This window comes from Streptomyces sp. NPDC037301 (genome assembly GCF_055602785.1).
The window spans coordinates 266,947-289,011 of sequence record NZ_JBVJWD010000006.1 but is presented as its reverse complement, the minus strand read 5'-3'; the positions used below and the strand labels follow the sequence as shown (position 1 = coordinate 289,011).

25 protein-coding genes are annotated in these 22,065 nt (G+C 69.8%); all 25 read left to right on the top strand.

Annotation, left to right across the window (positions count from 1 at the left end):
- Nucleotides 1–81: 81 nt before the first annotated feature.
- The 25 genes from ACZ7IB_RS13555 to ACZ7IB_RS13435 all read left to right on the top strand — a co-directional run bounded on the left by ACZ7IB_RS13555 (nt 82) and on the right by ACZ7IB_RS13435 (nt 22,029).
- Entirely contained in the window at nt 82–1,215 is a 1,134-nt protein-coding gene (locus tag ACZ7IB_RS13555) for a hypothetical protein (protein WP_470912374.1), read from the top strand.
- A 27-nt stretch (nt 1,216–1,242) separates the two neighbouring features.
- Nucleotides 1,243–2,127 (top strand): MFS transporter, encoded by an 885-nt coding sequence (locus ACZ7IB_RS13550; protein ID WP_470912373.1) that lies wholly within the window; start codon nt 1,243–1,245, stop codon nt 2,125–2,127.
- 25 nt (nt 2,128–2,152) lie between these two features.
- Nucleotides 2,153–2,488 (top strand): hypothetical protein, encoded by a 336-nt coding sequence (locus ACZ7IB_RS13545; protein ID WP_470912372.1) that lies wholly within the window; start codon nt 2,153–2,155, stop codon nt 2,486–2,488.
- Nucleotides 2,489–2,528: 40 nt separating this feature from the next.
- The gene (locus ACZ7IB_RS13540; RefSeq protein ID WP_470912371.1) at nt 2,529–3,026 is read left to right on the top strand and encodes a hypothetical protein; all 498 of its coding nucleotides are present in this window, start codon (nt 2,529–2,531) and stop codon (nt 3,024–3,026) included.
- Nucleotides 3,027–3,126: 100 nt separating this feature from the next.
- Nucleotides 3,127–3,552 carry a hypothetical protein gene (locus ACZ7IB_RS13535; protein WP_470912370.1) on the top strand — a complete coding sequence of 142 codons (426 nt, stop codon included), beginning with the start codon at nt 3,127–3,129 and terminating at the stop codon, nt 3,550–3,552.
- Between the two features lie 76 nt (nt 3,553–3,628).
- Nucleotides 3,629–4,483: a relaxase/mobilization nuclease gene (locus ACZ7IB_RS13530; RefSeq protein ID WP_470912368.1), complete on the top strand. Its 855-nt coding sequence runs from the start codon at nt 3,629–3,631 to the stop codon at nt 4,481–4,483.
- Between the two features lie 654 nt (nt 4,484–5,137).
- A complete protein-coding gene (locus ACZ7IB_RS13525; RefSeq protein ID WP_470912367.1) occupies nt 5,138–5,893 on the top strand; it encodes a hypothetical protein in 756 nt (251 codons plus the stop codon).
- Nucleotides 5,890–6,852 carry a hypothetical protein gene (locus tag ACZ7IB_RS13520; protein WP_470912364.1) on the top strand — a complete coding sequence of 321 codons (963 nt, stop codon included), beginning with the start codon at nt 5,890–5,892 and terminating at the stop codon, nt 6,850–6,852. The genes ACZ7IB_RS13525 and ACZ7IB_RS13520 overlap by 4 nt, the downstream gene beginning before the upstream one ends.
- The gene (locus ACZ7IB_RS13515; RefSeq protein WP_470912363.1) at nt 6,819–7,190 is read left to right on the top strand and encodes a hypothetical protein; all 372 of its coding nucleotides are present in this window, start codon (nt 6,819–6,821) and stop codon (nt 7,188–7,190) included. The genes ACZ7IB_RS13520 and ACZ7IB_RS13515 overlap by 34 nt, the downstream gene beginning before the upstream one ends.
- The gene (locus ACZ7IB_RS13510) at nt 7,187–7,984 is read left to right on the top strand and encodes an SPDY domain-containing protein (protein WP_470912361.1); all 798 of its coding nucleotides are present in this window, start codon (nt 7,187–7,189) and stop codon (nt 7,982–7,984) included. The genes ACZ7IB_RS13515 and ACZ7IB_RS13510 overlap by 4 nt, the downstream gene beginning before the upstream one ends.
- Nucleotides 7,985–8,043: 59 nt before the next feature.
- Nucleotides 8,044–8,406, top strand: coding sequence for a hypothetical protein (locus ACZ7IB_RS13505; RefSeq protein WP_470912359.1), 363 nt, complete (start codon nt 8,044–8,046; stop codon nt 8,404–8,406).
- The gene (locus ACZ7IB_RS13500; RefSeq protein ID WP_470912357.1) at nt 8,403–9,221 is read left to right on the top strand and encodes an SPDY domain-containing protein; all 819 of its coding nucleotides are present in this window, start codon (nt 8,403–8,405) and stop codon (nt 9,219–9,221) included. Before ACZ7IB_RS13505 ends, ACZ7IB_RS13500 begins: the two co-directional genes overlap by 4 nt.
- A gap of 62 nt (nt 9,222–9,283) precedes the next feature.
- The gene (locus tag ACZ7IB_RS13495; RefSeq protein WP_470912356.1) at nt 9,284–9,874 is read left to right on the top strand and encodes a hypothetical protein; all 591 of its coding nucleotides are present in this window, start codon (nt 9,284–9,286) and stop codon (nt 9,872–9,874) included.
- A 2-nt stretch (nt 9,875–9,876) separates the two neighbouring features.
- Entirely contained in the window at nt 9,877–10,644 is a 768-nt protein-coding gene (locus ACZ7IB_RS13490) for an SPDY domain-containing protein (RefSeq protein WP_470912354.1), read from the top strand.
- A 34-nt stretch (nt 10,645–10,678) separates the two neighbouring features.
- A complete protein-coding gene (locus ACZ7IB_RS13485; protein ID WP_470912352.1) occupies nt 10,679–12,463 on the top strand; it encodes a type IV secretory system conjugative DNA transfer family protein in 1,785 nt (594 codons plus the stop codon).
- A gap of 96 nt (nt 12,464–12,559) precedes the next feature.
- Nucleotides 12,560–13,105, top strand: a complete 546-nt coding sequence (locus ACZ7IB_RS13480) for a hypothetical protein (protein ID WP_470912349.1) — start codon at nt 12,560–12,562, stop codon at nt 13,103–13,105.
- Between the two features lie 56 nt (nt 13,106–13,161).
- On the top strand, nt 13,162–13,764 hold the full coding sequence (locus tag ACZ7IB_RS13475; protein ID WP_470912347.1) for a hypothetical protein: 603 nt from the start codon (nt 13,162–13,164) through the stop codon (nt 13,762–13,764).
- Entirely contained in the window at nt 13,679–14,611 is a 933-nt protein-coding gene (locus tag ACZ7IB_RS13470; RefSeq protein WP_470912344.1) for a hypothetical protein, read from the top strand. Before ACZ7IB_RS13475 ends, ACZ7IB_RS13470 begins: the two co-directional genes overlap by 86 nt.
- 77 nt (nt 14,612–14,688) lie before the next feature.
- Nucleotides 14,689–16,287 carry an SPDY domain-containing protein gene (locus ACZ7IB_RS13465; protein WP_470912341.1) on the top strand — a complete coding sequence of 533 codons (1,599 nt, stop codon included), beginning with the start codon at nt 14,689–14,691 and terminating at the stop codon, nt 16,285–16,287.
- Between the two features lie 155 nt (nt 16,288–16,442).
- Nucleotides 16,443–17,234: a hypothetical protein gene (locus ACZ7IB_RS13460; RefSeq protein WP_470912339.1), complete on the top strand. Its 792-nt coding sequence runs from the start codon at nt 16,443–16,445 to the stop codon at nt 17,232–17,234.
- Between the two features lie 170 nt (nt 17,235–17,404).
- The gene (gene trpA / locus ACZ7IB_RS13455; RefSeq protein ID WP_470912337.1) at nt 17,405–18,148 is read left to right on the top strand and encodes a tryptophan synthase subunit alpha; all 744 of its coding nucleotides are present in this window, start codon (nt 17,405–17,407) and stop codon (nt 18,146–18,148) included.
- Nucleotides 18,141–18,671 (top strand): hypothetical protein, encoded by a 531-nt coding sequence (locus ACZ7IB_RS13450; protein ID WP_470912335.1) that lies wholly within the window; start codon nt 18,141–18,143, stop codon nt 18,669–18,671. Before trpA ends, ACZ7IB_RS13450 begins: the two co-directional genes overlap by 8 nt.
- A gap of 90 nt (nt 18,672–18,761) precedes the next feature.
- Nucleotides 18,762–19,655 carry an adenine nucleotide alpha hydrolase family protein gene (locus ACZ7IB_RS13445; protein ID WP_470912505.1) on the top strand — a complete coding sequence of 298 codons (894 nt, stop codon included), beginning with the start codon at nt 18,762–18,764 and terminating at the stop codon, nt 19,653–19,655.
- Complete coding sequence (locus ACZ7IB_RS13440; RefSeq protein ID WP_470912333.1) at nt 19,652–20,917, top strand: DNA cytosine methyltransferase; 1,266 nt, start codon at nt 19,652–19,654, stop codon at nt 20,915–20,917. The genes ACZ7IB_RS13445 and ACZ7IB_RS13440 overlap by 4 nt, the downstream gene beginning before the upstream one ends.
- A complete protein-coding gene (locus tag ACZ7IB_RS13435) occupies nt 20,917–22,029 on the top strand; it encodes a DnaB-like helicase N-terminal domain-containing protein (protein WP_470912331.1) in 1,113 nt (370 codons plus the stop codon). Before ACZ7IB_RS13440 ends, ACZ7IB_RS13435 begins: the two co-directional genes overlap by 1 nt.
- The last annotated feature ends 36 nt before the right edge of the window (nt 22,030–22,065 follow it).

Here is a 22,065-nt window from a genome sequence, read left to right as displayed (position 1 = left end):
CAGGAGAACGCGATCCCCCTCATCCCCGACCCGCAGGACATTCACGAACTCGGTGCCAGGAACGGCGACTTCCGGATAAGGATGGCGCAGCTGGACCGCGAGACCGAGTCGGCCCTCGACACCGTTCGCGATCGGTACGGCCACACCGTCCGCCCCCAGGAAGCTGCCGCGATCCGGGCCCGTCGCACCCGGCTGGCCCTCAATGGATACCTGATCGACCTCGCCGATTCCGCGGTCCCCCTGCTCGCTGCTGCCCGCAGCGCACTGGACACGCTGCCGCCCGCCGATCACACCAAGGCGTGGCGTGACGTGCTCGACTCCCTGGCCAGGTCACACACGGAGATCCTTCGCGCGGCCGGCCAGCCCGCCGAGCGTGAGCAGCAGACAGTATGGGCTCATCTCTCCCACTGGGCGGAGCACAGCCAGATCGCCGCCCACCTCGCCGATCTGCACCACCATCAGCCCGGCCCCGAGTTCACTCCCGACGAGGCACAGGAGTGGACGGAGAGGGCCCAAGCAGCGCGGCACCGTGGCGAATTGGACTTGCTCGAATCCTGGTATGCGGCCGACGGCCGCCGGATCACCCTCGCCTACCTGATCGAGGACGACACCTCCGAAGTGATCGCCCTGACGGGAGATCTGGACGCATCCGGCTGGTGCGCAATCGGCCGGTACGACAACGAGTACGAAGCCGGGCAATCACTGCCACGACCGGTGCCCCCGGGTGTCCTTCACACCGACGGCCCATCGTCCCGCTTCAACCTCCCCGAACGGGCCAACGAACTCCACGTGGAGGAACTGCACCGCGACATCATCGAGGCACGCTGCGCGGGCGACGTCTCCGAAGCCCTACTCTTCGCCAGCGACCCCGGCTACAGCGCCGGTCCGGTGACGGGCCAGCCAGGCCACTTTCATTACGATGTCGGCCCGATGGCGCGCCTGCAGCACTTCATTGGCGAGGCGGCTGAGTTCTCTCACGCTCTGGACACTGTTCAGGGGCACCTGATCGGCGCCCGGCTCCACTCCATCGGCCGGCAGCTCGGGCTCCTGGCCCGAGAGGTTCACGAAGCGGCGAATGACCTCGGATCGACCGTCGCGGTCCTGCCACCACACCGCGTTCCGAAGCCGCCCCTTATGCGCCCGCGGCCCGCCCTGGAGACGACGCCCCCGCCCGCGCCGCCGCAGCACACCACAGCAACCGCGCGCCGTCCTTAGCAGCCCCTGTTCCCCAGAAAGCTCTCGTTGTCCCCAACCGCTGCAACTGTCTCACCACCGCGCATCATCTACGGCGCGGTGCTGGGCAGCCCATACGTCACCCGCCTCCTGGGCGGCACCCTCATCGGCCGACTGCCCAATGGCATGGCACCGGTGGCCATCGTCCTGTGGACCCTCGCGGCCGGACGCGGCATCGCGCTGGGCGGCCTGCTCTCCGCCCTGTACGGACTCGCCTCCGCGCTGTCCCAGCCGGTCAAGGGACACATGATGGACCGCTACGGGCAAAGCGCCGTGCACCTGCCGGCCGCGGCCCTCAACTCCAGCCTGCTGGTCGCTCTGCCGCTCGCCGCACCCCACGGCGGACCGGCACTCGCCACGGCCATCGTCGTCGCCGCCGGATCGACCGCTCCGCCGCTGGAAGCCGGGCTGCGGGCGCTGTGGCCCAGCATCCTGCCCGACCTGCGGCTGCGGCACGCCGCTCTCGCCCTGGACACAGGCACACAAGGTCTGCTGTACATCGTCGGCCCCCTCCTGGCCGCCGCCCTTTCCTCCATGCACAGCCCGGCTGCCGCACTCGCCATCACCGCCGCCCTCGGCCTGACCGGCACCCTTGTCGTCGCGACCGCGCCGCCGTCCCGTCGCTGGCGCTCCACGCCGACGACCAGTAGCACGGATACGGCGCGGCGGCTGGCCGGCCCGCAGCTCGCGTCGCTGTTCGTCGCGCTGGCCGGTGTGGGATGCGCGATCGGGGCCCTGAACGTTCTTGGCGTCGCCATGTCCGATGCCCACGGGCGGCAGATGCTCCTCGGGGCTGCTGCCCGCCGCGTTCTCGGCCGGCAGCTTCCTGGGCGGCCTGGTCTACGGCCGTCGTACCTGGCCCGGCCCCACCACACACCAACTCATCTTCTGTAGCGCTGCGTTCCTCGCCGGGTGGCTGGTGCTGCTGCCATTGCTCACGCTCCACGGCCCGTATGCAGCCACCGCGGGGGTCGCTCTGCCCGGTGCGTTCCTCACTGTGGTCGTCGCCTGCGCGTATGTGACCACCGACGCCCTCACGCCCACGGGCCGGACCAGCGAGGCGTACGCGTGGTTGATCTGCTCGATCGGCGTCGGGCAAGCGGCCGGCACCGCACTCGCCGGACGCCTCGCCGATCACGCGCTCGCCCTCGCCGCACTCCCTGCGGCCGGTGCCGCCTTCGCTCTCACCGTCCTGCTCCTCGCCCGCCCCGACCAGGGCGCCGACCGCCGCGGCCAACACCGCCGCCGCGTCTGAGCAGGCATTCCAACCCCCTTATCCTGTATGGAGATTCACCATGGCTGTCCGCACGAAATGGACCGTCGAGCACCTTTGTGGTCACTCGATCGTCCATGATCTGTCCGACCGTTCCGCCGACCGCCGCGCCGGCTTCGCCCGATGGCTCGCGGGCAGGGACTGCACCGCCTGCTGGAAGGCGTCGCGTGACGCCGACACGGAGTCCAAGGAACAGTGGCTCGCCGCCAAGCGCGCCGAGGAGCAGCAGGCCGCCGCCGAATGGGCCGAGAAGTTCGACATGCCGCCGCTGGAGGGGCCGGAGCGAGCTCTGGCCTGGGGCGAGCGGTCCCGCCACCAGCTGATGACGGCTGGGCACACCGCGCTGGTGGTCGAGGGGTCCTGGGACAAGGCGGACTGGGCGGAGCTGGAGGAGAAGGCCCGCTCCGTCGCCCGCGCCGGCTGGTGGATCGATCAGCGTGAGGCCGAGGGCACTGACCTGCTCGAACTCCTCGATGCCGCAGGCGAGGGCGACCGAGGGACGGAGAATCCGTTCCGCTGACGGAGGCGGAACATAGCGGGTGATCGCCGGTTAGTCAAACCGGCGATCCTGCGGACTATTGATCCTCCCGCCGCTACCCGCTCCGTGTGGAAGGACCCGCATGATTCCGCAGCCCTGGACGCCTCCGCCGACTCCGGCGCACGACCCGCTCACCCCCTTGCGGGACATCACCCATCAGCACTTCCAGGCCGGTGAACAGGTCATCGTCCTCAAAGGGGTTGCCGGCGGGGAGCTGTGGGGGGATGCGATGCGCATCGTCGCCCCGTCCTGGCACACCCCGACCGACGAGGACGGATGGCGGCTGCGCGATGCCACCGGAGGCGCGCAGACGTACGTCACCGCCCACCCCCGCTACCTCGTGCACCTCTCGCGCCGCTGCCCGGACTGCCTGATCTACCTGTGTGCCATGGAGGACCGCCTGCTGCCGAAGTATGCCGGGCACGACTCGCTGGTCGACTGCGGTTGGTACACCGTCACCGCCCTCAACCAGCTGGTACACATCGCCGATGTCCGGAGCGGCCGGTGACCCTCCCCGTGCTCCGCCCCGTCCGTGTCCTGCCTCTCCTCAAGACGAGGGTCACCGCCTTGGGAAGCACTCAGCCGTGATCCCCCGCCTCCACATTCGCGCCCACACCCCGCACGGCCCTCTCGCCGAGGCGCTGGGCCGCCCGGTGTCAGCGGCCGAAGGACTCACCGACCACACCATCGTCGCCCACTGGCCGGGCCTCGACTACTACACGTTGGACGACGAACAGAAGATCTGGACGTCCGTCCAGTGGGCAGAGCACCTCGAAGACCCCTACATGGAGCACCCATTCGCCGCTGGCCCCAAGGATGACCGCAGGGCTATCTCCCACCTCGACATCCGGCTCCACGCCGACGACCGTGAGCTGACCGGCCCCGAATGGGCCGAAGCCGCTCACCGGCTCGCCCGCGCCGCTGGCATCGAGGTCCCGGGCGACGAAAGAGGCTGCCGGTGGATCGCCGTCCAGGCCCAGCCCGGACGCCTCGACCTGATCGCCAACCTGATCCGCCTCGGCGGCACGTGGAACACCCAGCCTGCCAATGCCCTACGGCGCCTGTCGGACGAAGCCCGCCGCATCGAGCAGGACCTGCGCCTCACCCCAGTGCAACCCACTCATCAGCCGCAGGCCGGTGCCAGTCCCGTACCCACTGCCTCGGCACAGCTGGCAACCATCCTGTCGCAGCTCGCCGACGAGCAGGCCGGGCCACTGGCCACGGTGCGCGAACTCGTCGAGCACACCACTCACCAGATCGCACGGCGGCCGGGCGCAGCCGATGACGCCATGCTGCTCCGCCTGGAGCTGGTCGTCCGCCGGCTCCACTCCGCCCAGCGAGACCTCGACACCACGGCAGCCCAGCTGAGAGCCGCAGTCCCTCCCCGCGTAGCCGCTGCGCCGCCCACTGCAGAGCGCTCCGCCCACCGATCGCCGTAGGAGACACGCCTCTGTCCGTTGCCGACCGCTTCCTGAACATCCGCCACGACCCGCACTCCGATGAACTTCTCGCCCGCGGAGGAGACCCCGAGGCCCACAGCGTCCTCCAGCGCACCGGATTCGTCCCGGTCGTCCGCGTCCACGAGACCTACCACCGCGCCCCCACCGGCCTCGCCCGACCCGAGGAAACCCGCCTCGCCACCGAAGCAGTCGCCCGCCTTCGGTCCGCCGGATACCACGTCGACTGCGACAAGGAATTCGACACCGACTCGCTGTGGCCCAGTTACCCGCCGCTGGGCGCCCCCATCGCCCACCTCGCCGAGCGGATCCGTGAAGCCACCACGACCGACGATGCCGCCGACGCCCTCACCGAGCTGACCGCCGCCCACGACGGCATCCTCGCCGGCCTCGGCGAAATCCTCACCGCCACGGCCGAGTTCCACGAGGGCCTCGGTGACGCCGCCGACCCCCACGCCGCCCGGCGGCTGCGCTACCTCGCCGACGAGTACCTGCACATCATCCGCACTGACCTCGCCCACACCCGCAACGACCTCGCGGACCGGCACGCCCCCGCCGCGCACGATGCCGGCCCCGCCGCCCCCGGTGGCCGCCGGGCTGCGCCGCTGATTCCCACCTCGCCCAAGGACAGACACCATGCACAACCACGAAAACACCGAGCGCCTCGCCTCGTACGCCGACATCCTCGCGGGCGAGCTCCCCGGAGCCTGGAGCACCACCCACCTCTCGCCGGAAGCCACGGACGACCTCGCCGAGCTGACCGACCGGATCTGGGACCTGGACCTCGTCGCCGAGTCCCTGGCCGAGCACCCGCTCCAGCAGGCGGTCGTCCTCTCCCGGCCGGACGGAGCCCAGCTCGTCGTCATCGACCGGCACGACGACCCGGACGGATTCCTCATCGCCGCCGTCGCCCCCCGCAATCTGCCCGACGAGGCATACCGGGGGATACGCGAGCCGAACGGCATCGCTCTGAGCGATGACCCGTTCCAGGCCGTCGAGCAGATCACCGGCAATCTGCTGTCCCGCTACGAAACCTCGCTCGCCCAGGTCCGCTACAAGGCCATCGAGAATGTGCAGCCCTCCCAGGCGGACCAAGTCGTCCTCACCTGGCAGCCGGACGGAAGTCTCGCCGCCTTCGCTGTCGGCACAGATGCCGCCACTGTCCTGGCGGCCAACGGCTTCGTCCTTGACGGTGCCGGCGCCTACCGCCTGAGCGGCGACGACACCACTACCCAAGCCCGTGCCGTGCGCGAGATCGGCCCGCAGCTCGAAACGCACGGCATCGCCACCACCATCCAGCACCCGTCGGGCCGGATCCCGCCCAAGACCACCGCGCCGACGACACGTCCGACCCCGGCCGTCACCCGGGCCACACTCCCACGGTCCCGATGAAAGCCAGCACCGAGCCGCGCTTCTTCGTCCAGGACTACATCACCATCACCAAGGACCCCCGCACCGAGCTGGTCGTCGCCATCGGCGGCAACGGGCGGGCGGCAGACATCCTCCAGCGAGCCGGCGGCTTCCTCAACGCACCCGGCGCCGGTCGGGACTACCACCGTCTGCCCCACGGACTTACCGTCGAGCAGCAGCGCCTGAAGGCGACCGCTGCCTCACATGCCCTCCTCGCCGCCGGCCACAGCGTGCACCTCGACCCCGCGCTGAACGCGTTGGCCACGCCCGACAGTGAACGCGAATCGGCTCTGCGGTATCTGGCCCAGCTCTCCGAACGGGCCTCCCGCGCCGAGAGCGCCACAGAGATCGCCGAGATACTGACCGCGGTCGCCGGTCCGGCCGAGGGCCTGTTGCCACTCACTCGCGAGGTTGTCGTCAGGACTGTCATCGCCTGCTCCCGGCATCTGAACAGCGGGGGCGAAGACGCCGAGCCGGTCTCCCAGCTCGCGAACACGGCGGACTCGCTGTTGCGCGCCGCCCACCAAGTCCTCTTCGCCCGCAATCAAGCCGCGCGCGCGCCCCGCAGAATCCGCCCCCGGCAACAACGCCACCGCCCGCAGCCGGCCAACTTCCCGCACCCACGACTCGCCACCGCTGACCCGAAGGCCCCCCGGCGGCCGATCTGTTCCAGCAGATCCGTCGGGTGGCCCCGGCACACACCGCACGACCCACAGGAGAGACCCGTAGCACCCCGCACGCCCCCACCGATCTCCCACCTCCTCAAGCCCCGCCTCGCAACCGCGGTGTTCCGCCGCTACCTGCGCGCCTGCATCCCGACCATCCCCGCGTTCGGTGACCCTCCCAAGACTCCCGACCAGCTCCGCAGCCCCCGGCCCCGCACCCGCCCCGTCCATCCGGGAGGACCATGCCCCACCCCTACCCCTACGCCGACTACCTAGCGGACAGCATCGCCCGTCAGCTCACACAACTGAGCGCCAGCCTCTTCCAGTTGCCCGCCGACCAGGTCCCCGCACTCCTCGCTCGTGTCCTCGACCCGGAAGACGGCGTCCTCGGCCGGTTCACCTGCTTCTTGGACACTGGAGCTGTCTTGGCGAAGGACAGCGCGGAACGCGGCGCTCTGCCCCCCGAGGTATGTCTCGCCCTTAACCGGGCCGCCAACGAACTGCACGACATCGGCCTCGACCTGGACGAGCACACCAAGTCCCTCACCACCGGCACACCGGCAGTGGCGAAACCGGCCGTCGCGTCTCCCCTGGTCGTCAGGCGGCACCGGTGAAGAAGAACAAGCCCGGCTGGGGCTCGTTCGAGCAGCCCCAGCAGCACTACCTGGTCGAGCCGCGGCACCTGGCCGGCGGCGGAGACCTTCGGCACGTCACCGAGTACCTGCGCGCCTCCGGGTGGAAGGACAAGTCCAAGACCGGCGGGCCGCTCGTCTTCGACAGCCCGGACAAAAGCATCCGGATCGGGTACGACCCATTCACGCAGCCCGGCGGCTGGACGATCTCCGGCAAAAAGACCGCCTCGCAGGAAGCGTGGCACGCCATGCTCGGGAAGCAGGTGCCCGTGGAGATCGTGGCCGGAGTCACCGACGCACTGCACCAGCCGCGCTCCGCTCACGCTCCCAATGCCTGGGCGCCCCTGGTACAGCAGGGATGGACGACCGACGGGCAACAGCACTTCACTGCGGTCAGCCCCGACCGTGACGCGTGGGTGCAGTTCCACCAGGCCGGGCCGGGCGAGGCGTACTGGTGGGCCGGGGCCCGGTCCGAGCACGGCCGCGCCTGGGACGCGATCTTCTCCCCCACGACCCCGATGCACCTCGTCCAGGGGTTCTCGGCCGCTCTGGCCGACCCGACACCGGTGATGCGCCCGCTCGGACTCGTGCCCGCGTCCAGCCGGATCCGCACCAGGTCCGTCTCCGTGTTCCCCTCCGAGCTCGGTGCCTGGCAGCAGGCCCGGATCAACGCGGCCCGTGCCGCCACGTGGGCCCGCAACTCCTGGGCAGCCGGCCGGCCCCGTGCCACCGCCCGCCCGCACGCAACTGCCGGCAGTGCCCGGGCCCGGCGCTGACCCGCCCCAACCGCACCACCTCGTCCGCGCACCGCATCACCCTCTCCGCCAAGGACTTCATGCCCCACCACACTCCCGACGCCCCCGTGCCCGACCAGATCCGCCAGGCCACCCGGACCCTGGCCGACCTCGCCGCCTACCTGCGCACCTACCCCCCGGCCGACAAGGCCGTGCCGCTGCTCGTCCCGCTCCTCGACGAGAACAGCGGAGCTCCCATCCTGCTCGGCGACATCCTGCGCAGCGCCGCCCGCCTCATTTCCCAGCAGGCAGCCAGGCCCATGGCCGACGAGACCCGGCAGATCATCGACGGCCTGCGCGAGGCCGCCCAGGAGATCACGGACTGGCATGTCCTGCACTGGGACGTCCAGCGTCTGAGCGCAATGCCGGGCGAGCTCACAATCCCGGCGCCCCAAGATCAGTGATCCCCTACCTCATCACCGGTGCCGCCGACCCCCGCACGCGGATCTGGTTCGAGACCCGCCCTCGGCATCTCGCCGGGGGCGGCGATCCCCGCCGTATCACCCAGACCCTCCGCGCCGCGGGCTGGAAGAGCCATTCCGATCCGGACTATCCCCACGTCGCGCTGGCCAGTCCCGACTACCAGCACTCGTTGATCCTGGAACCCGGGACTGCTCCATACAGCGCTTGGTGGCGCATCTGCGGGCAGGACGAACAAAGCAGCTGGTACACCGAGTTCGGCGGCAATACCCCCGTCGAGATCCTCTCCGCGCTCACCGACGCCCTGCTCCAGCCCGCGCCCGAGACCACGCCGGACGTCTGGCCGGCCCTCACCTCGGCGGGCTGGACCTACCAGCACTACGAGAACGGCAACGAGACCGCCTCGCACCCGGACGGCGTCCTGAGCCTGCGCCGCTGGACCGTCGAACCGGCCGAACGGTTCTACTGGACCGCCGAAGCCGCCCTTCCCAACGGAGGCGGCGGCGAGAGCCGGCTGTGGAGCGCCTCTCTCGACGACCGCATGCCCCCGCATCTGCTCGCCGCCGTCGCCAAAGCCCTGGCCAGCAACGAGCCCGTCCAGCGCGGCATGTACGACGTCCCGCACAACCACCTCGTCACGCAGGAGGCGCGCGGACCGCAGGGCGAGGAGCTCGCCGCTGCCCATGAGGCCCGTCTCAAGGCCGTCCGCACTGCAGCCCGTAAGGCCCGGCGCCTGGCGGCACCGCAGGCCCAGCCGGCAGTCGCACCGTCCACGCGCAACAGCGCGGTCCACCGCTGACACGAACCGGCAGCGTCCGCACCGCCACAACAGCCATCTTCTGCCCGACCGAAAGCCGCCCTTTGCCCTCCTCAGCGTCAACCCCAACTCCCGAACACCAGTTCCGGCTCGACCACCTCGCCGCGTTCCTCCGCGAGAGCAAGTTGATCCAGGACACCTGGAGCGTGTACTCCGACGAGCAGACTGACATCGACGGCGTGCCGTACGACGAACACGACTACGCGCTGCACCAGGACCGCCGGCACGCCGACACCTGGCGCGCCTTCGAACGGGTCCGCTACAGCGGCGAGACACTGCTGGCCACGGCCGAACACCAGCTGCAGCAGCTTCCCGCCCACAAGATCCAGGCCCGGTGGGTGTGGGAGCTCGGCACACTCCACACGGCCCTGGAGCAACTTCGGACCCTGCAGTCCGAGTGGGTGGAGTTCCGGGATTCCCTGCCGGCATCCGCAGGCCCGGGCACAGAGCAGTACGACGACCCGCTCGCCGATCGCAATGCGGACGCCTGGTCCTCGTTGGACGACTGGGCCACTCACGGCCAGAGCATCCTCGACATCCACGTCGCAGCGCGGCAGGCCCCGTCCCCGCTGACGACCAGCGCGCCCGTACAGGCGCCTGCGCCGGCTGCCCGGACCGGAACGGTCCGGAGGTGAACGTGCCCCAGACACCCGAGACCGTCGAGGTCGAGTTCATCTCCCCGCGGCACCTGGCCGGTGGCGGTGATCCCGCCTGGATCACCGTTCCGCTCCACCGCGCCTGTGGCTGGAGTCACGGCGACGACCCCCTGATGCCGCGCGTCATCCTCTCCAGCCCCGACCAGAAGGCCCTCCTGCGCCTGGAGCCCGACCCCGACGGCCAGTGGTGGACCCTCCACCACGCCCGTACGCCGGACCGCCCTGCCTGGTACGCGAGCTTCGGAGCCCGCACACCGGTCGAGATCATCGCCGCCTTCACCGACACGCTCGCTGCCCCGGACACGGCTGCGACCGCGTGGGCCGACCCGCACGAACCGCTGCGACAGGCCGGCTGGTCACCTGCGGCAGGGGCGGATGGCTTCGTTTCACCCGACGGAACCGCGTACGTCGAGCGCCTGGGTGCTGGCCCTTGGTTCGTCACCACCACGCTCGGCCTAGGCCGGATGGTGTGGCAAGCCAGGTTCGACGAGCACACCCCGCCGCACCTGCTCGCCGCGTTCACCGCCGCGCTCGTCGACCCGAGCCCCGTGCCGCGCACGGACAGCCCGCGCAGCCTCCCGACCCGCAACCCGGACCTCGTCACCCGTTCCCACCGGGAGGTGCCGGCCGTGCAGGTCGCCTCTGCCCTGGAAGAACGCGTTCAGACCCTCGCCGCCCGCCGCGCCGGCCCGGCGACGAGCCCGAGCGCCCTGCGCCCGCCACTGCCCCGGAACGGCCGCAGTCGCTGACCTTTGTCCCCGCCTGGAAGCACGTAGCCCCCTCTTGCCCCCTTCCTCCAGCAACTCCGACGGGTACGACATAGCCTTCCGGATTCTTCTCGGAGTCCTCGCCGTCGTCGTCCCTCTCTCGAACCTCGCCTGGCTGTCCGGCAACATCACCGCCTACCTCACCGACCTGCCCTTGGCGCCGTACCAGCCGACTGCAGCTCTGCTCCACCCCGACCAGCTCTGGCCCCACGCCGGAGAAACGTCCCTGCTCATCGGCGCCCGCGTCGTTCCCGTCACCGCCCTCCTGGCGCTCGGCGCCGCAGCCGGCGTCCTGTGGTCCCGGAAGAAGAACCGCGGCGGCCGGAAGAAGAAGATCACCGGCATGGCCAAGGCGCGGGACATCGAGCCGCTGATGGCCAAGGCGATCACGGACAAGGCCCGCTCCCTGCGCCCGAGTCTGAAGAACGCCAAGCACATCGAGGCCCACGACACCGGCATCCTGCTCGGCAACCTGCAGGGCACCCGGCACGAAGTGCGCATGGGCTACGAGGACGTGGCTGTCGCCATCATGGCGCCCCGCTCGGGCAAGACCACCAGTCTCGCGATCCCTTCCATCCTGCACGCGCCCGGCCCGGTACTGCTGACCTCGAACAAGGCCGCCGGTGACGCCTTCACCGCCACCTACGACGCCCGCGGCCGTGTGGGACGGGTGTGGTCGATGGACCCGCAGCAGATCGCGCACGCCGCACGCGAGATGTGGTGGAACCCGCTCGCCGGCGCCAAGTCCCTTGACGGAGCAGGGCGTTTGGCCGGCCACTTCCTCGCCGCGTCGGTAGATGCCTCCCAGCAGGGGGACTTCTGGTCCAAGGCCGGCAGCAACATCCTGTCCCAGCTGTTCCTCGCCGCCGCACTCGACGACCGGCCCATCACCGACGTGATGCAGTGGCTGGCCTTCCCCGCCGACCGCACCCCGCTGGACATCCTGCGTGACCACGACTTCACCGCGGTCGCCTCCCAGCTCAAGGGCACCGTCGAAGGGCCGCCGGAGACCCGTGACGGCATCTACGAGACGGCGAGACAGTACGCGTCCGCGCTGCTCAACTCCGAGATCGCCGCCTGGGTGACACCGCAGAAGGACGTCGCGGAGTTCCGGCCGTCTCAGTTCGTCACCTCCACCGACACTCTCTTCCTCCTGAGCAAGGACGGGGGCGGAGGGGCGAGCGCGCTGATCGCCGCGTGTGCGGACTCCGTGATGCGGGCCGCGACCGCGCAGGCCGAACGCGCCGGCGGACGCCTCGACCCGCCGATGCTCGCGATCCTCGACGAAGCCGCCAACGTCTGCAAAATCTCGGACTTGCCTGACCTGTACTCCCACCTCGGCAGCCGGGGCATCATCCCCATCACCATCCTGCAGTCCTACCGCCAGGGCCAGAAGGTCTGGGGCGACGCGGGCATGGACGCGATGTGGTCCGCATCGACCGTGAAGGTCATCGGCTCCGGCATCGACGACCCTGATTTCGCGGACAAGCTCTCCCGGCTGATCGGCGACCATGACGTCGAGACCACCTCCACCTCGCGCTCCGAGTCCGGCACGTCGACGTCCGTATCGATGCGCCAGGAGCGGATCCTGCCCGCCGACGCGATCCGCGCCCTGCCCAAGGGGAGCGCGCTGTGTTTCGCCACCGGCATGAGGGTCGCGATGCTCGACCTGCGCCCCTGGTACGCGGAGCCCGGCGCCGACGAGCTCGGTGCCGCCTCCGCCCGCGCGTCTAAGGCCATCACCGCCCGCGCCGTCGCCAAGCACTCCCCGGCCCAGTCCGACTACGACCAGGCCGCATAACCGGTCCCGGCTGCGCTCCGTCCCGGTCCACTCCCGCCACACGGCTGGCAACCAGTCGTCTTCCGCGTTCTTCAATCTCGCACAACCGGAGTTGTCTTGCAGAGCACCGAACTGATCGAGCACGCCCGTCTTCTCAGTGAGGTGGCCTCTGCGCTGACCGCGCTGCGAGCGGATGTGGACCGCATACGGCAGGGCGAGATTGCCAAACCAGTACGCGAGATCGCGCCTGTCAGCCTCCACGTTCAGGAACTTGCCCTGCAGTGCACGCGACAGCTCCACGACCTGTCGGTCAGCCAGTACGCCACCATGAAGCGCGGCGAGCAGAACCTGGCGCACCTCGTCGGCGCCTGCTCCCAGATCTCGCTCGCTGCCACGCTGTGCAACCTGGCGATCCATCATCGCACCGAGGTCCTGCTGTACGACGACGCAGACCCCACCCCTGCGGCCAGCCGTGACCAGCTCCGACGGGCCAGTGACGAGATGCAGCAGGCCGCGGTCACTTATCGCGCCCTGGCATTCCGGCTCTCCCGCCGCCTCGCGTCGCCCGCCGCTCCCCGTCAAGGCCCGCACACCATGCCCGACGACTCCACTGTGACGCTGCCGGAACCGGCCTCAACGGCTGTCGCGCACGCAAGGCGTTGACGGAGTCCGCGTGCCCCCCCCTCCCGCACCTGTACCTGTCCTCAATCGGAGATCCCGTGTCGTTCGTAGACGTACCGGATGTGTTCATCGGGTCCACCGATGACGACCACACGTTCGTCGTGCTCAACCGTCCCCTTCGCGGCGCCAACCGCGTGCTCACCGCTGCCGGGTTCACTGCCCGTAAGGTGCGCGGCCGGACGGTCTACCTCCTGCCGCCCGGTCTGCCCGAGGATGCCAACGAGAAGGCCGGCATAGCGATGTACGGGCTCCTGGCTCACACCCACGACCTGGTCGACCTTTCCCGGACCACGCGGTGGAACCCGAAGGAGCCTGCGCCCGACCCTGACCTCCGCTTCACCTTCACCGGTCCCGTTCTCACAGCGACCGCTGATACGGACGAAGCCCGCTCGCTTCTCGGCCGGCACGGCTTCGCTCCCTCGGCCGAGGGCACCTCATACGGGCTGGTCACTCCGGTAGACGAGCTCGGTCTGCTGAGCGCTGTCGTGCGTGCCGAAGCCCACGCTCATGCCGACGGCATCGGCGTCCGTATCGATCTGGGCATCCCTACCCCCGATGCGATCCCCGCCCCGCCCGTCGCTCCTTCGTCCCCCGTACCCGGCAGCCCGGCTGCAGGGCCGACGCGGCGCCGCACCCACTGACCTACCTCGGAGGCCCACTATCGCCCTACGCCAGATCGACCTGCCTCTGCAGATCGACCTACTCCGCAAGCTCGGCGCCGACTTCACCGCCCTGCACACCACTGTCACCGCGCTGGATGGCCGGCCGGGGAGCGAGCTGCTGAAGCAGCTCGGTCCGCAGATCCTCTCCGTCCACGAACTGGTCGGCCGCACGCTGGTCCGACTGTCCGTTCTCGACGGCAGCCAGTACACGGCCGTACCCGGCAGCCGCTCCTCCCTGGAAACACTCAGCGAGGTCGTCGCCTCGGCCGCCGTAGCCGCCTCGCAGCTGGCCAGGGCCGTCGCCGACAACCCACTCGAAGCCGCCCCCTTCACCGGGACACCCGACGACGCGGCCACACGTCGGGCCCGGCTTGCCAATTCCGCACCCATCCTGGTCAAGAGCCTGACCACCGCCGTCCACCACCTCGCCCTGTGCGCGGCCTGCTGCCACCACACCGCCGCCGGCATTGCCCGCGATCTGAAAGATCACCCCGAACACCGCCCCCAGTTGCCCGAGTTGTCCGACGCCCAGTACGCGGCCCTCGACAAGATCGCCCAAGGAGGCGCAAACCACTACACCAGCCGCAGCGACAAGACGAGCGTCCGGGACGGCGACGGCCACATCATCCACACGAAGCCTTTCAACGTGCTGCTGAAACACCGCCTGATCCGCATCCACGACAGCGTCTCCGCGATCGTCCCCCGCGAGATCGAGATCACCGCCCGCGGAAGGCTGGTGCTGGACATCCAGAAGCCCGGCCGGGCCCAGTCGGCGTCACCGGGCAACGTGCCGGCACCCGTCAAAGGCGGTAACAGGCGCCGATGACCGACTCGGTCCCCGCTGATCCGCCTGCTCAACCGGCCTCACGCACAGACTCGCCACACGAAGAAGACCCCACACCCATGCATGACATAGACCTCTCCTCCCAGATCGGCCGGCTACGACATCTCGCCGCCGGCTTCGAAGCTCTCCGGTCCCAGGTCCTCGACCTCGCCCTCGCCCTCGCGCCGGGCACTACCGCCTTGCGCAGCATCTCCCCGGTGTTCCACACGGCCCAGGGCATGACCGCCAGACTGACGGCCCAGGTCTCCGAACTCGCCGGCAGCCCGTACACGACCGTGGCCGGGAGTATGGAGTCTCTGGACGCCCTCTGCTCAGCCATCGGCTCGGCCTCCCTGGCCAGCTGCGACCTCGCCCATGCCATGGCCCGCAATCCTCTGGACGGCACGGGCTTCGGCGGCACCACCGAACACGAGGCCCGGTTCCGCGAGGCACGGCATGCCAAAGCCGTCCCGGTCATGGCCGAGCACCTCCAGGACGCCGCGGAGCAGCTGGACTTGTGCGCGACGGTCTGCGCCTACGTGGCCACCGGAATGTCCAAGGACATCGCCCCCGCCTCCACGAACACCGTCCGGCGCAATGCCTCGCAGCCGCTGAGCGACACCCAGTACGAGGCGCACGGCGCCCTGGCGACAGGGGGGAGCAAGGATGGAGACGAAGGGCAGGGGATCCGCCGGCGTCGCTGTCCCCGACGGGAGCCGCGTCACCATCGCCACCTTCCAGTCCCTGGACAAACGGGGCCTGGTCCATCTCGACACCTCCGTGCCACTGGTCCGCGGACGCAATATCACGGTGACAGCGGACGGGCACCGCGTTCTCGCACACCACCGGAGCGGCGCCTCTGCGGCTGCCGTTCCAGCACCGGCTGCCCCTGCGGCAATCCCCGCCCGGGGAGCGCGCCGATGACCCAGTTCCGGCCCGACGAACGCGTGCTGGTCTCCCCGCGGTATCTCGCAGGAACGGGAATCGGCCGGCTCCGTGATGCCATCAGCCCCCTGACCTCCCTGTTCGACTGGACATCCGAGCGGCTCGTGACCGGTCGCATACTCCTCAGCAGCCCCTGCCACGAGATGTTCCTCGATTTCGCTCCCGACCGCCAGGACGGCATGTGGTGGACACTTGCCCACCACGAGCCTTACTGGCAGGCCGAGTTCAGCCGCCAGACGCCCGTCGAGGCCGTCGCCGCCGTTACCCAAGCCCTGCCTCAAGTGCTCGGCGACCACCGTCATGCCGACCGCATCCCTCTCGCCACCGAAGACGTCGCGCACATCGCCAAGACGAGCGGCTGGGACCTGTCGAAGACAGCCTCGGGTGTGACATGGACGTCCCCCGACGGGCACTGCGCCGTGGAGCACACCACGAACCCGGAGCACCCGTGGCGGATCGTCCACTCGGTGTACGACGGGTTCGACACCCACTGGCGCGCGACTTTCACCCGCGACGTCCCCCAGCAGCTCGTCGCCCAGTTCCTCGCGCACGTGTCCGACGAGGCACCTGTGGAACGCCGGTTCGCAGACATCCCAGTCCTCGCACTCGACTCCGCCCTGATCACGTCCACGCACACCAGCGGTCTCGGCCCACACGCCGCGCACGCGTTGGCGCAGGTCGCCCGAGTTCTCACCACAGACAGCCGAGCCTCAGCCTCCCGAAGCGTCCGCTGATTGGCGCGCCTCTGACGAGGCCGACCGATCAACCGGCCCGCGGACACATCCCTCACTCGGGCCGGTCACGGCCCGCATCGTTGCCGCTGCCTGGCAGGGACCGCACACCTCTTGCCCAGCACTCCGCTTCGTACACGTCACGAAAGACCCATTCTATGACGACCGCGCTGTCCGACCATTGCCAGCTCTTCGACCTGCCCTCGCTTCCCGAGCGACTCATCACCCTGGCCGACGACTTCATCGTTCACGGCGACCTGCTGAAGGCGCTCGCTGCCACTGGCCACCTGCAAGGGTCAGCCCTGCGCCAGCAGATTCCCACCACTCAGGAACTTGCCGTACTCACACTGGGAGTCCGGGAATCCGTCGAGGGCACGCTCCGCAGCACCCCAGCCGTAGTCGATGCTTCCCTGCGCCTGCGACAAACGGCCTACCTGGCAGCAGGCGCCGCCGAGGAACTGCGTGGCCTCCTGATCCTCAACGATGCCGGCCACAGCGTTGCCGCGCACCAGGCCGGGATGGCCAAGGATCTGACTGCTCTCGGCGCGGAAACCTGTGTCGCTCTCGCCGAGACAATCGCTGTCGAGACACTCCGTCAGCGAGTAGCACAGACGCGCGAAAACGCGCACCGGCTCGCCTCCGCAGACCTTCCCGCCATGCACGCCGTGGCCCGGGGCAAAGCCCACGTCACGCTGATGCTCGGCAGGCAGTACATCTCGAACGACGACGGGGCCCGTCTGAGCATCAACACCATCCGGGACCTGGAAACAAGAGCGCTCATCCAGCGCGAGGACGCGGACCAAGAAGGCAAGCCCCAGCGTCTTCGCCTCACTGCAGCCGGAGTCAGTGCACTCGCCGGCTCATTCGGACAAGCGCCGTCCACCACACCCGGCCATCAGAGCAGCCCCTCTCCTGTCCATACGCCGGCGCCCATGAAGCGTCCGCGCTGACTACCCGCGCTGTACACCCGTCCCACATCTGTGGCGTTCCTCTGGTCCCCGGCCTTCCCTCGCAGCGACAGAACACGCCTCAACACCCCTGTTGGAAATCCCGATTGCCTCTACCGCTCGCCAGTGCTCCGCCCAGCACTCACCCGCATCCCTGTCCGACTTCCTTGGGCGTGTTCCTGCCCACTGGCCTCGTGGCCCCGCCCGCCGAGCGGCGTACCATCGACGCGCTCTCCGAGAGCGGGACCGACCTCTTCGAGATCGGCGTCCCGCACCGAGCACCCGTCCTGGACGGTCCGGTCATCACCTGCGCCTACCACGAGGCACTGGACCGCGGCACCCGTGTGCGCGATGTGCTGAGCACGGTCTCGCACGCCGCCTCACGCGCCCCGGTCGTGGTGATGGCGTACTGGGAGTCCGTCGCCCGGTACGGGCCGCGCCTGTTCGCCCGTGACATGAGGTCGGCCGGAGCCGCGGGGATCATGGTCGTCGACCTGCCCGACTCCCTGGCCGGGACCTGGGCGGCCACGCTCACCGAGACCGGCCTATCGTGCCCACGGCTCGTGCCCCCGCACACCGCAGACGACGCGCTCGACGAGGTGTGTGCGTCGGCGTCCGGGTGGCTCTACGCCCCAGCCACCCACCACCCCACCGGCTACCAGGGTCCTGTTGACCTTGAGGCCCTGAACCGTTCGGTCCGAAGGCTGCGGAAGGCTTCAACGCTTCCGGTCGTCTCGGGCATCGGGATCTCCACCCCGGCCCTCGCCCGGGCCGTCGCGCCGCTGGTCGACGGTGTCATGGTCGGTTCTCCCATCGTGGGCGCCCTCACATCGGCCGGCCGCGAAGCAGCAGCCGCTCTCGTCGCCGACTTCGCCACCGCCGTCAGTGCACCCGCCGAGGACGCAACCCATGAGTGAGGCCAGCGAGACCACGATCGCCGTCGAACTTGCCGTACTCGGCAATGGCGCCGCCGCCCTGTGCACAACACTGCGGAGCAAACCAGCAACGAGCTGGTCCCACCAGGTGCTGGACATCGTGACGGCCCAGGACCTCGCCAAGAAGGCCCTGTTCCTGTTCCTTACCTTCTCCGAGCAGCCGGCGTGCACCCGGCCAGAGGGACGCCAGGCTCTGGTGGACCTGGGCCGTGTCGCGGAGTCGGTCCAGGTCGTCTCCGCCGAGCTGACAGCTGCTCTTGCCCGCAAGGCGGAGAACGCGCGCGTCGCCGCACTGCGTAATACCAAGCCGATCTTCATCGGCCCGTCACCCGCGCAACGCGTCGCTGTCGCCGTGGACCTGCTGGCCAAGGTGCCGGCCCAGTGCGCGGAAGGAGCGAAGTGGGTGTCCGCCGCCGAGCGCCTCCAAGCCGCCCGTGACCGCGCCGCTTCCACCACTCCGCCGACGCCCGCCGCTGCTTCCACGGCCCCGCCCCGACACCGCTGATCCCTCAGCACACCACATCCCCTCCCGTATTTCCCGGAGTCCTTCCTCTTGTCCCAGCCTCGTCACCGTATTCTGTCGCTCGGCGCCGGAATTCAGTCCAGTACGCTTCTAGCCCTCTCCGCCGAGGGCGTTCTCCCCAGGGTCGATTACGCGATTTTCGCCGACACCGGATGGGAACCCGCTGCCGTCTACCGTCACCTTGACCGGCTCGAAAAGGAAATAGCCGAACCTGCCGGAATTCCGGTCCTCCGCGTCTCCTCCGGGAACATTCGCAGGGACGCCCTCGACCCGGAGCACCGATTCGCCTCGATGCCTCTCTACATCCTGAACAAGGACGGGAAGCCGGGAATGACCCGGCGCCAGTGCACTGGCGAATACAAGATAAAGCCGATCAAACGACAGGTCCGAGACATTCTCGGATACCCCTATCCGACCCGAATACCCAAGGGTGTCTTCGTCGAGCAGTGGGTCGGCATATCCACCGATGAATTCCATCGCGCCAAGGATGCCGATGTCCAGTACATGCGCAACCGGCATCCGCTGATCGACGATATGAACTGGTCGCGCACGGACTGCATCAGCTACCTGACATCCCTGGGGCTGGCCGACACCCCGAAATCGTCCTGCCTGGGGTGCCCCTTCCACGGCAACGCGCAGTGGCGGAACATCAGGGACAACTCTCCGGCCGAGTGGGCGGACGTGGTGGAATTCGACGCGGCCATCCGCAACGGAAACGCCCGGGCAAATGCCAGCGGGAACCGGCTGCTGGGCGAGGCATATCTCCACCGCTCCCGCGTACCACTCAGCGAAGCCCCCATCGATCACGTCACCGCAGCCGAATGGGCGGCACTCCAGCAGGCATCCGGCACCACGCTGCCGGATGCCGAGCAGCTGGAGGTGGGTGTCGCCGACGGCTGTACACCATGGGCGTGCCGCGGGTCGGAAGCAGATCCCTCGCAGGACGATTTCGGCCTGGCCGCATGAGAGGACTCGTCCTTGATCTGTTCGCGGGTCCGGGCGGTTGGAGCCATGCTCTGGCCGTTCTGGGTGTCCGGGATGTGGGTCTGGAATGGGATGCATGGGCCTGCAAGACCCGTGCCGCCGCGCGGCTGCGGACCATACGCACCGATGTCGCCCTCTACCCGGTTCATCCGTTCGTCGGCCGGACCTGGGGCATGTTGGCGAGCCCGCCCTGCCAGGCATGGTCGATGGCCGGCAAACGGCTCGGGCTGCTGGACCAGCCACTCGTGCACATGGCCGTCGCCGACCTCGCCGAGGGCCGCGACACCCGCGAAAAGCTCCTCGCTTCCTGCCGGGACGCGCGCAGCCTTCTGGCCGCCGAACCCATGCGCTACCTCCACGCCCTGAACACGGTCGGCGAGCCTGAGTGGGTCGCCATGGAGGAGGTCCCGGACGTCCTGCCGCTGTGGAGGCAGTACGCGGCGATCCTCCGGACCTGGGGATTCTCGGTCTGGACCGGGATCCTGAACGCCGCCGACTACGGCGTGCCGCAGACCCGCAAGCGGGCGATCCTTCTCGCCTCCCGCACCCGTACCGCCGAGCCTCCGCCGCCCACACACGCCCGGTATCCCGAGCCGGAGAGCCTGTTCGGGCCGGGCCGCGAGCAGTGGGTGTCGATGGCCCAGGCGCTCGGCTGGGGTGCCACCGACCGGCCCGTACCGACCGTGTGCGCGGGGGGAGGTCCCGGTGGCGGCCCCGAGCCCTTCCCGTCCGGTTCACGCAAGACACTCACCGACGCCCGTGACCGCGGCACGTGGACGCCCCGGTCGGACAGCGCCGTCCGGCCGTCCCTCCGGACGGCCCGGCGCGATACCGGCGAGAGCTGCACGGCGACCGCTCCCGCACCGGCGTGCACCTGTGAGGCGCACCGCTGGTCCTGGTCTCTGCGGAGCAATAACCAGGCCCATGCCACCGTCCGGCCCATGTGCGAGCCGGCGGGGACGCTGTTCTTCGGGCACCGTGCGAATGAGTGCACCTGGATTGCCGAACCTCCCGCCGCCCAGCAGGCGGAAGCGATGTCAGTGCCCGTGCCGGAGCCGATCCGGATCTCCGCCCGTGAGGCCGGCCTGCTGCAGACGTTCCCGGCGCACTACCCCTGGGCGGGCAACAAGGGCGCGCAGTTTTCTCAGATCGGAAACGCCGTCCCCCCGCTGCTCGCGGGCCACCTGCTCGCCCCGCACCTGGGCGTCTCCCCCAACGCCGACGACTTCACCCTGGTCGCCTGATGCCACGCACGCCCGAACCCGAAGCGGACGGCCTCGACGCCATCCCATCGCCGCCTGCGGTGTTTCACATCGAACAGGCGCTCCTCGGTGCGCTCCTGCTCGATCCGCGGCACCTCGACGACGTGACCGGGATCGTCCCCGCCTCGTTCTCCACCGCCGCGCACACCGCCCTGTTCGCCGCGATCGGCTCGCTGCCGGCCCCGGACCCGGTCGAGCACGCCACCACCACGAAGTGGCTCGACCAGGTAGTCGCCGCCGCCCGCGACCAGGCGCGCGGACTGTCCACCCTTTACGTGCAGAACCTGATCCGGGTCTGCCCGTCGGCCCGGCACGCGCCTGCGTATGCCCGGATCGTCGAGGCAGAGCACTCCCGTCGCCGTCTCGCCTCCGCCGCCCAGCGCCTCATGCGCACCGCTCGGGACATCTCGCTCCCGCAGCGCGTGGCCACCACCCTCGCCGAAGCAGAGCAGCTCACCGCCGTGGTGGACGACATCTCCGCCCGGTTCCCGCCGCACGCCGGCTCCCTGCCCCGCACCCCGGCACCACCGCCGGCCACCTGCCACGACGAAGAGGCACTCGACGAGGAGAGGCTGCTGCTCGCGACCTCGACCGCGCACGCGAGAAGCGTCAGCCGGATGCGGTGGCTGGCCCCCGGCGACTTCACGCACTCGCTGCACGCCGGACTATGGCAGTGCCTGAACGCTCTGACCCGCCGCGGCACCCCCGTCGATCCCGTGACGGTCCTGTGGGAGGCGCAGCACCGCGGCCTTCTCACCACCGGAGCCAGGCCGAAGGACCTGCTCGACCTCCTCTCCGGGACTCACGGATCTCCGGAGCACTGGGGCGAACGCATCCTTCAGCGCTCCGTCCTCATGGCCGCCCATCACACCGGCCGGTGCATCGAGGCATTCACCGACGACCCGGCCACCACGCCGTACCAACTCGTCACCGGCAGCCGCCGCGCGCTCGCCGACCTCTCCGCAGTTCGGGCGCGCTGGCAGCACGCCACCTCACCCACACCGACGAACAACCCCACACGCGCCAAGGCCACGGCGGCTCGGGCCGGTCCGCCACGGGCCACTGCCCCACCCACCGCCCGCAATTCCCGCTGACCCCGAACCCATCGACGGCCGGACGTCCGCAGTCCG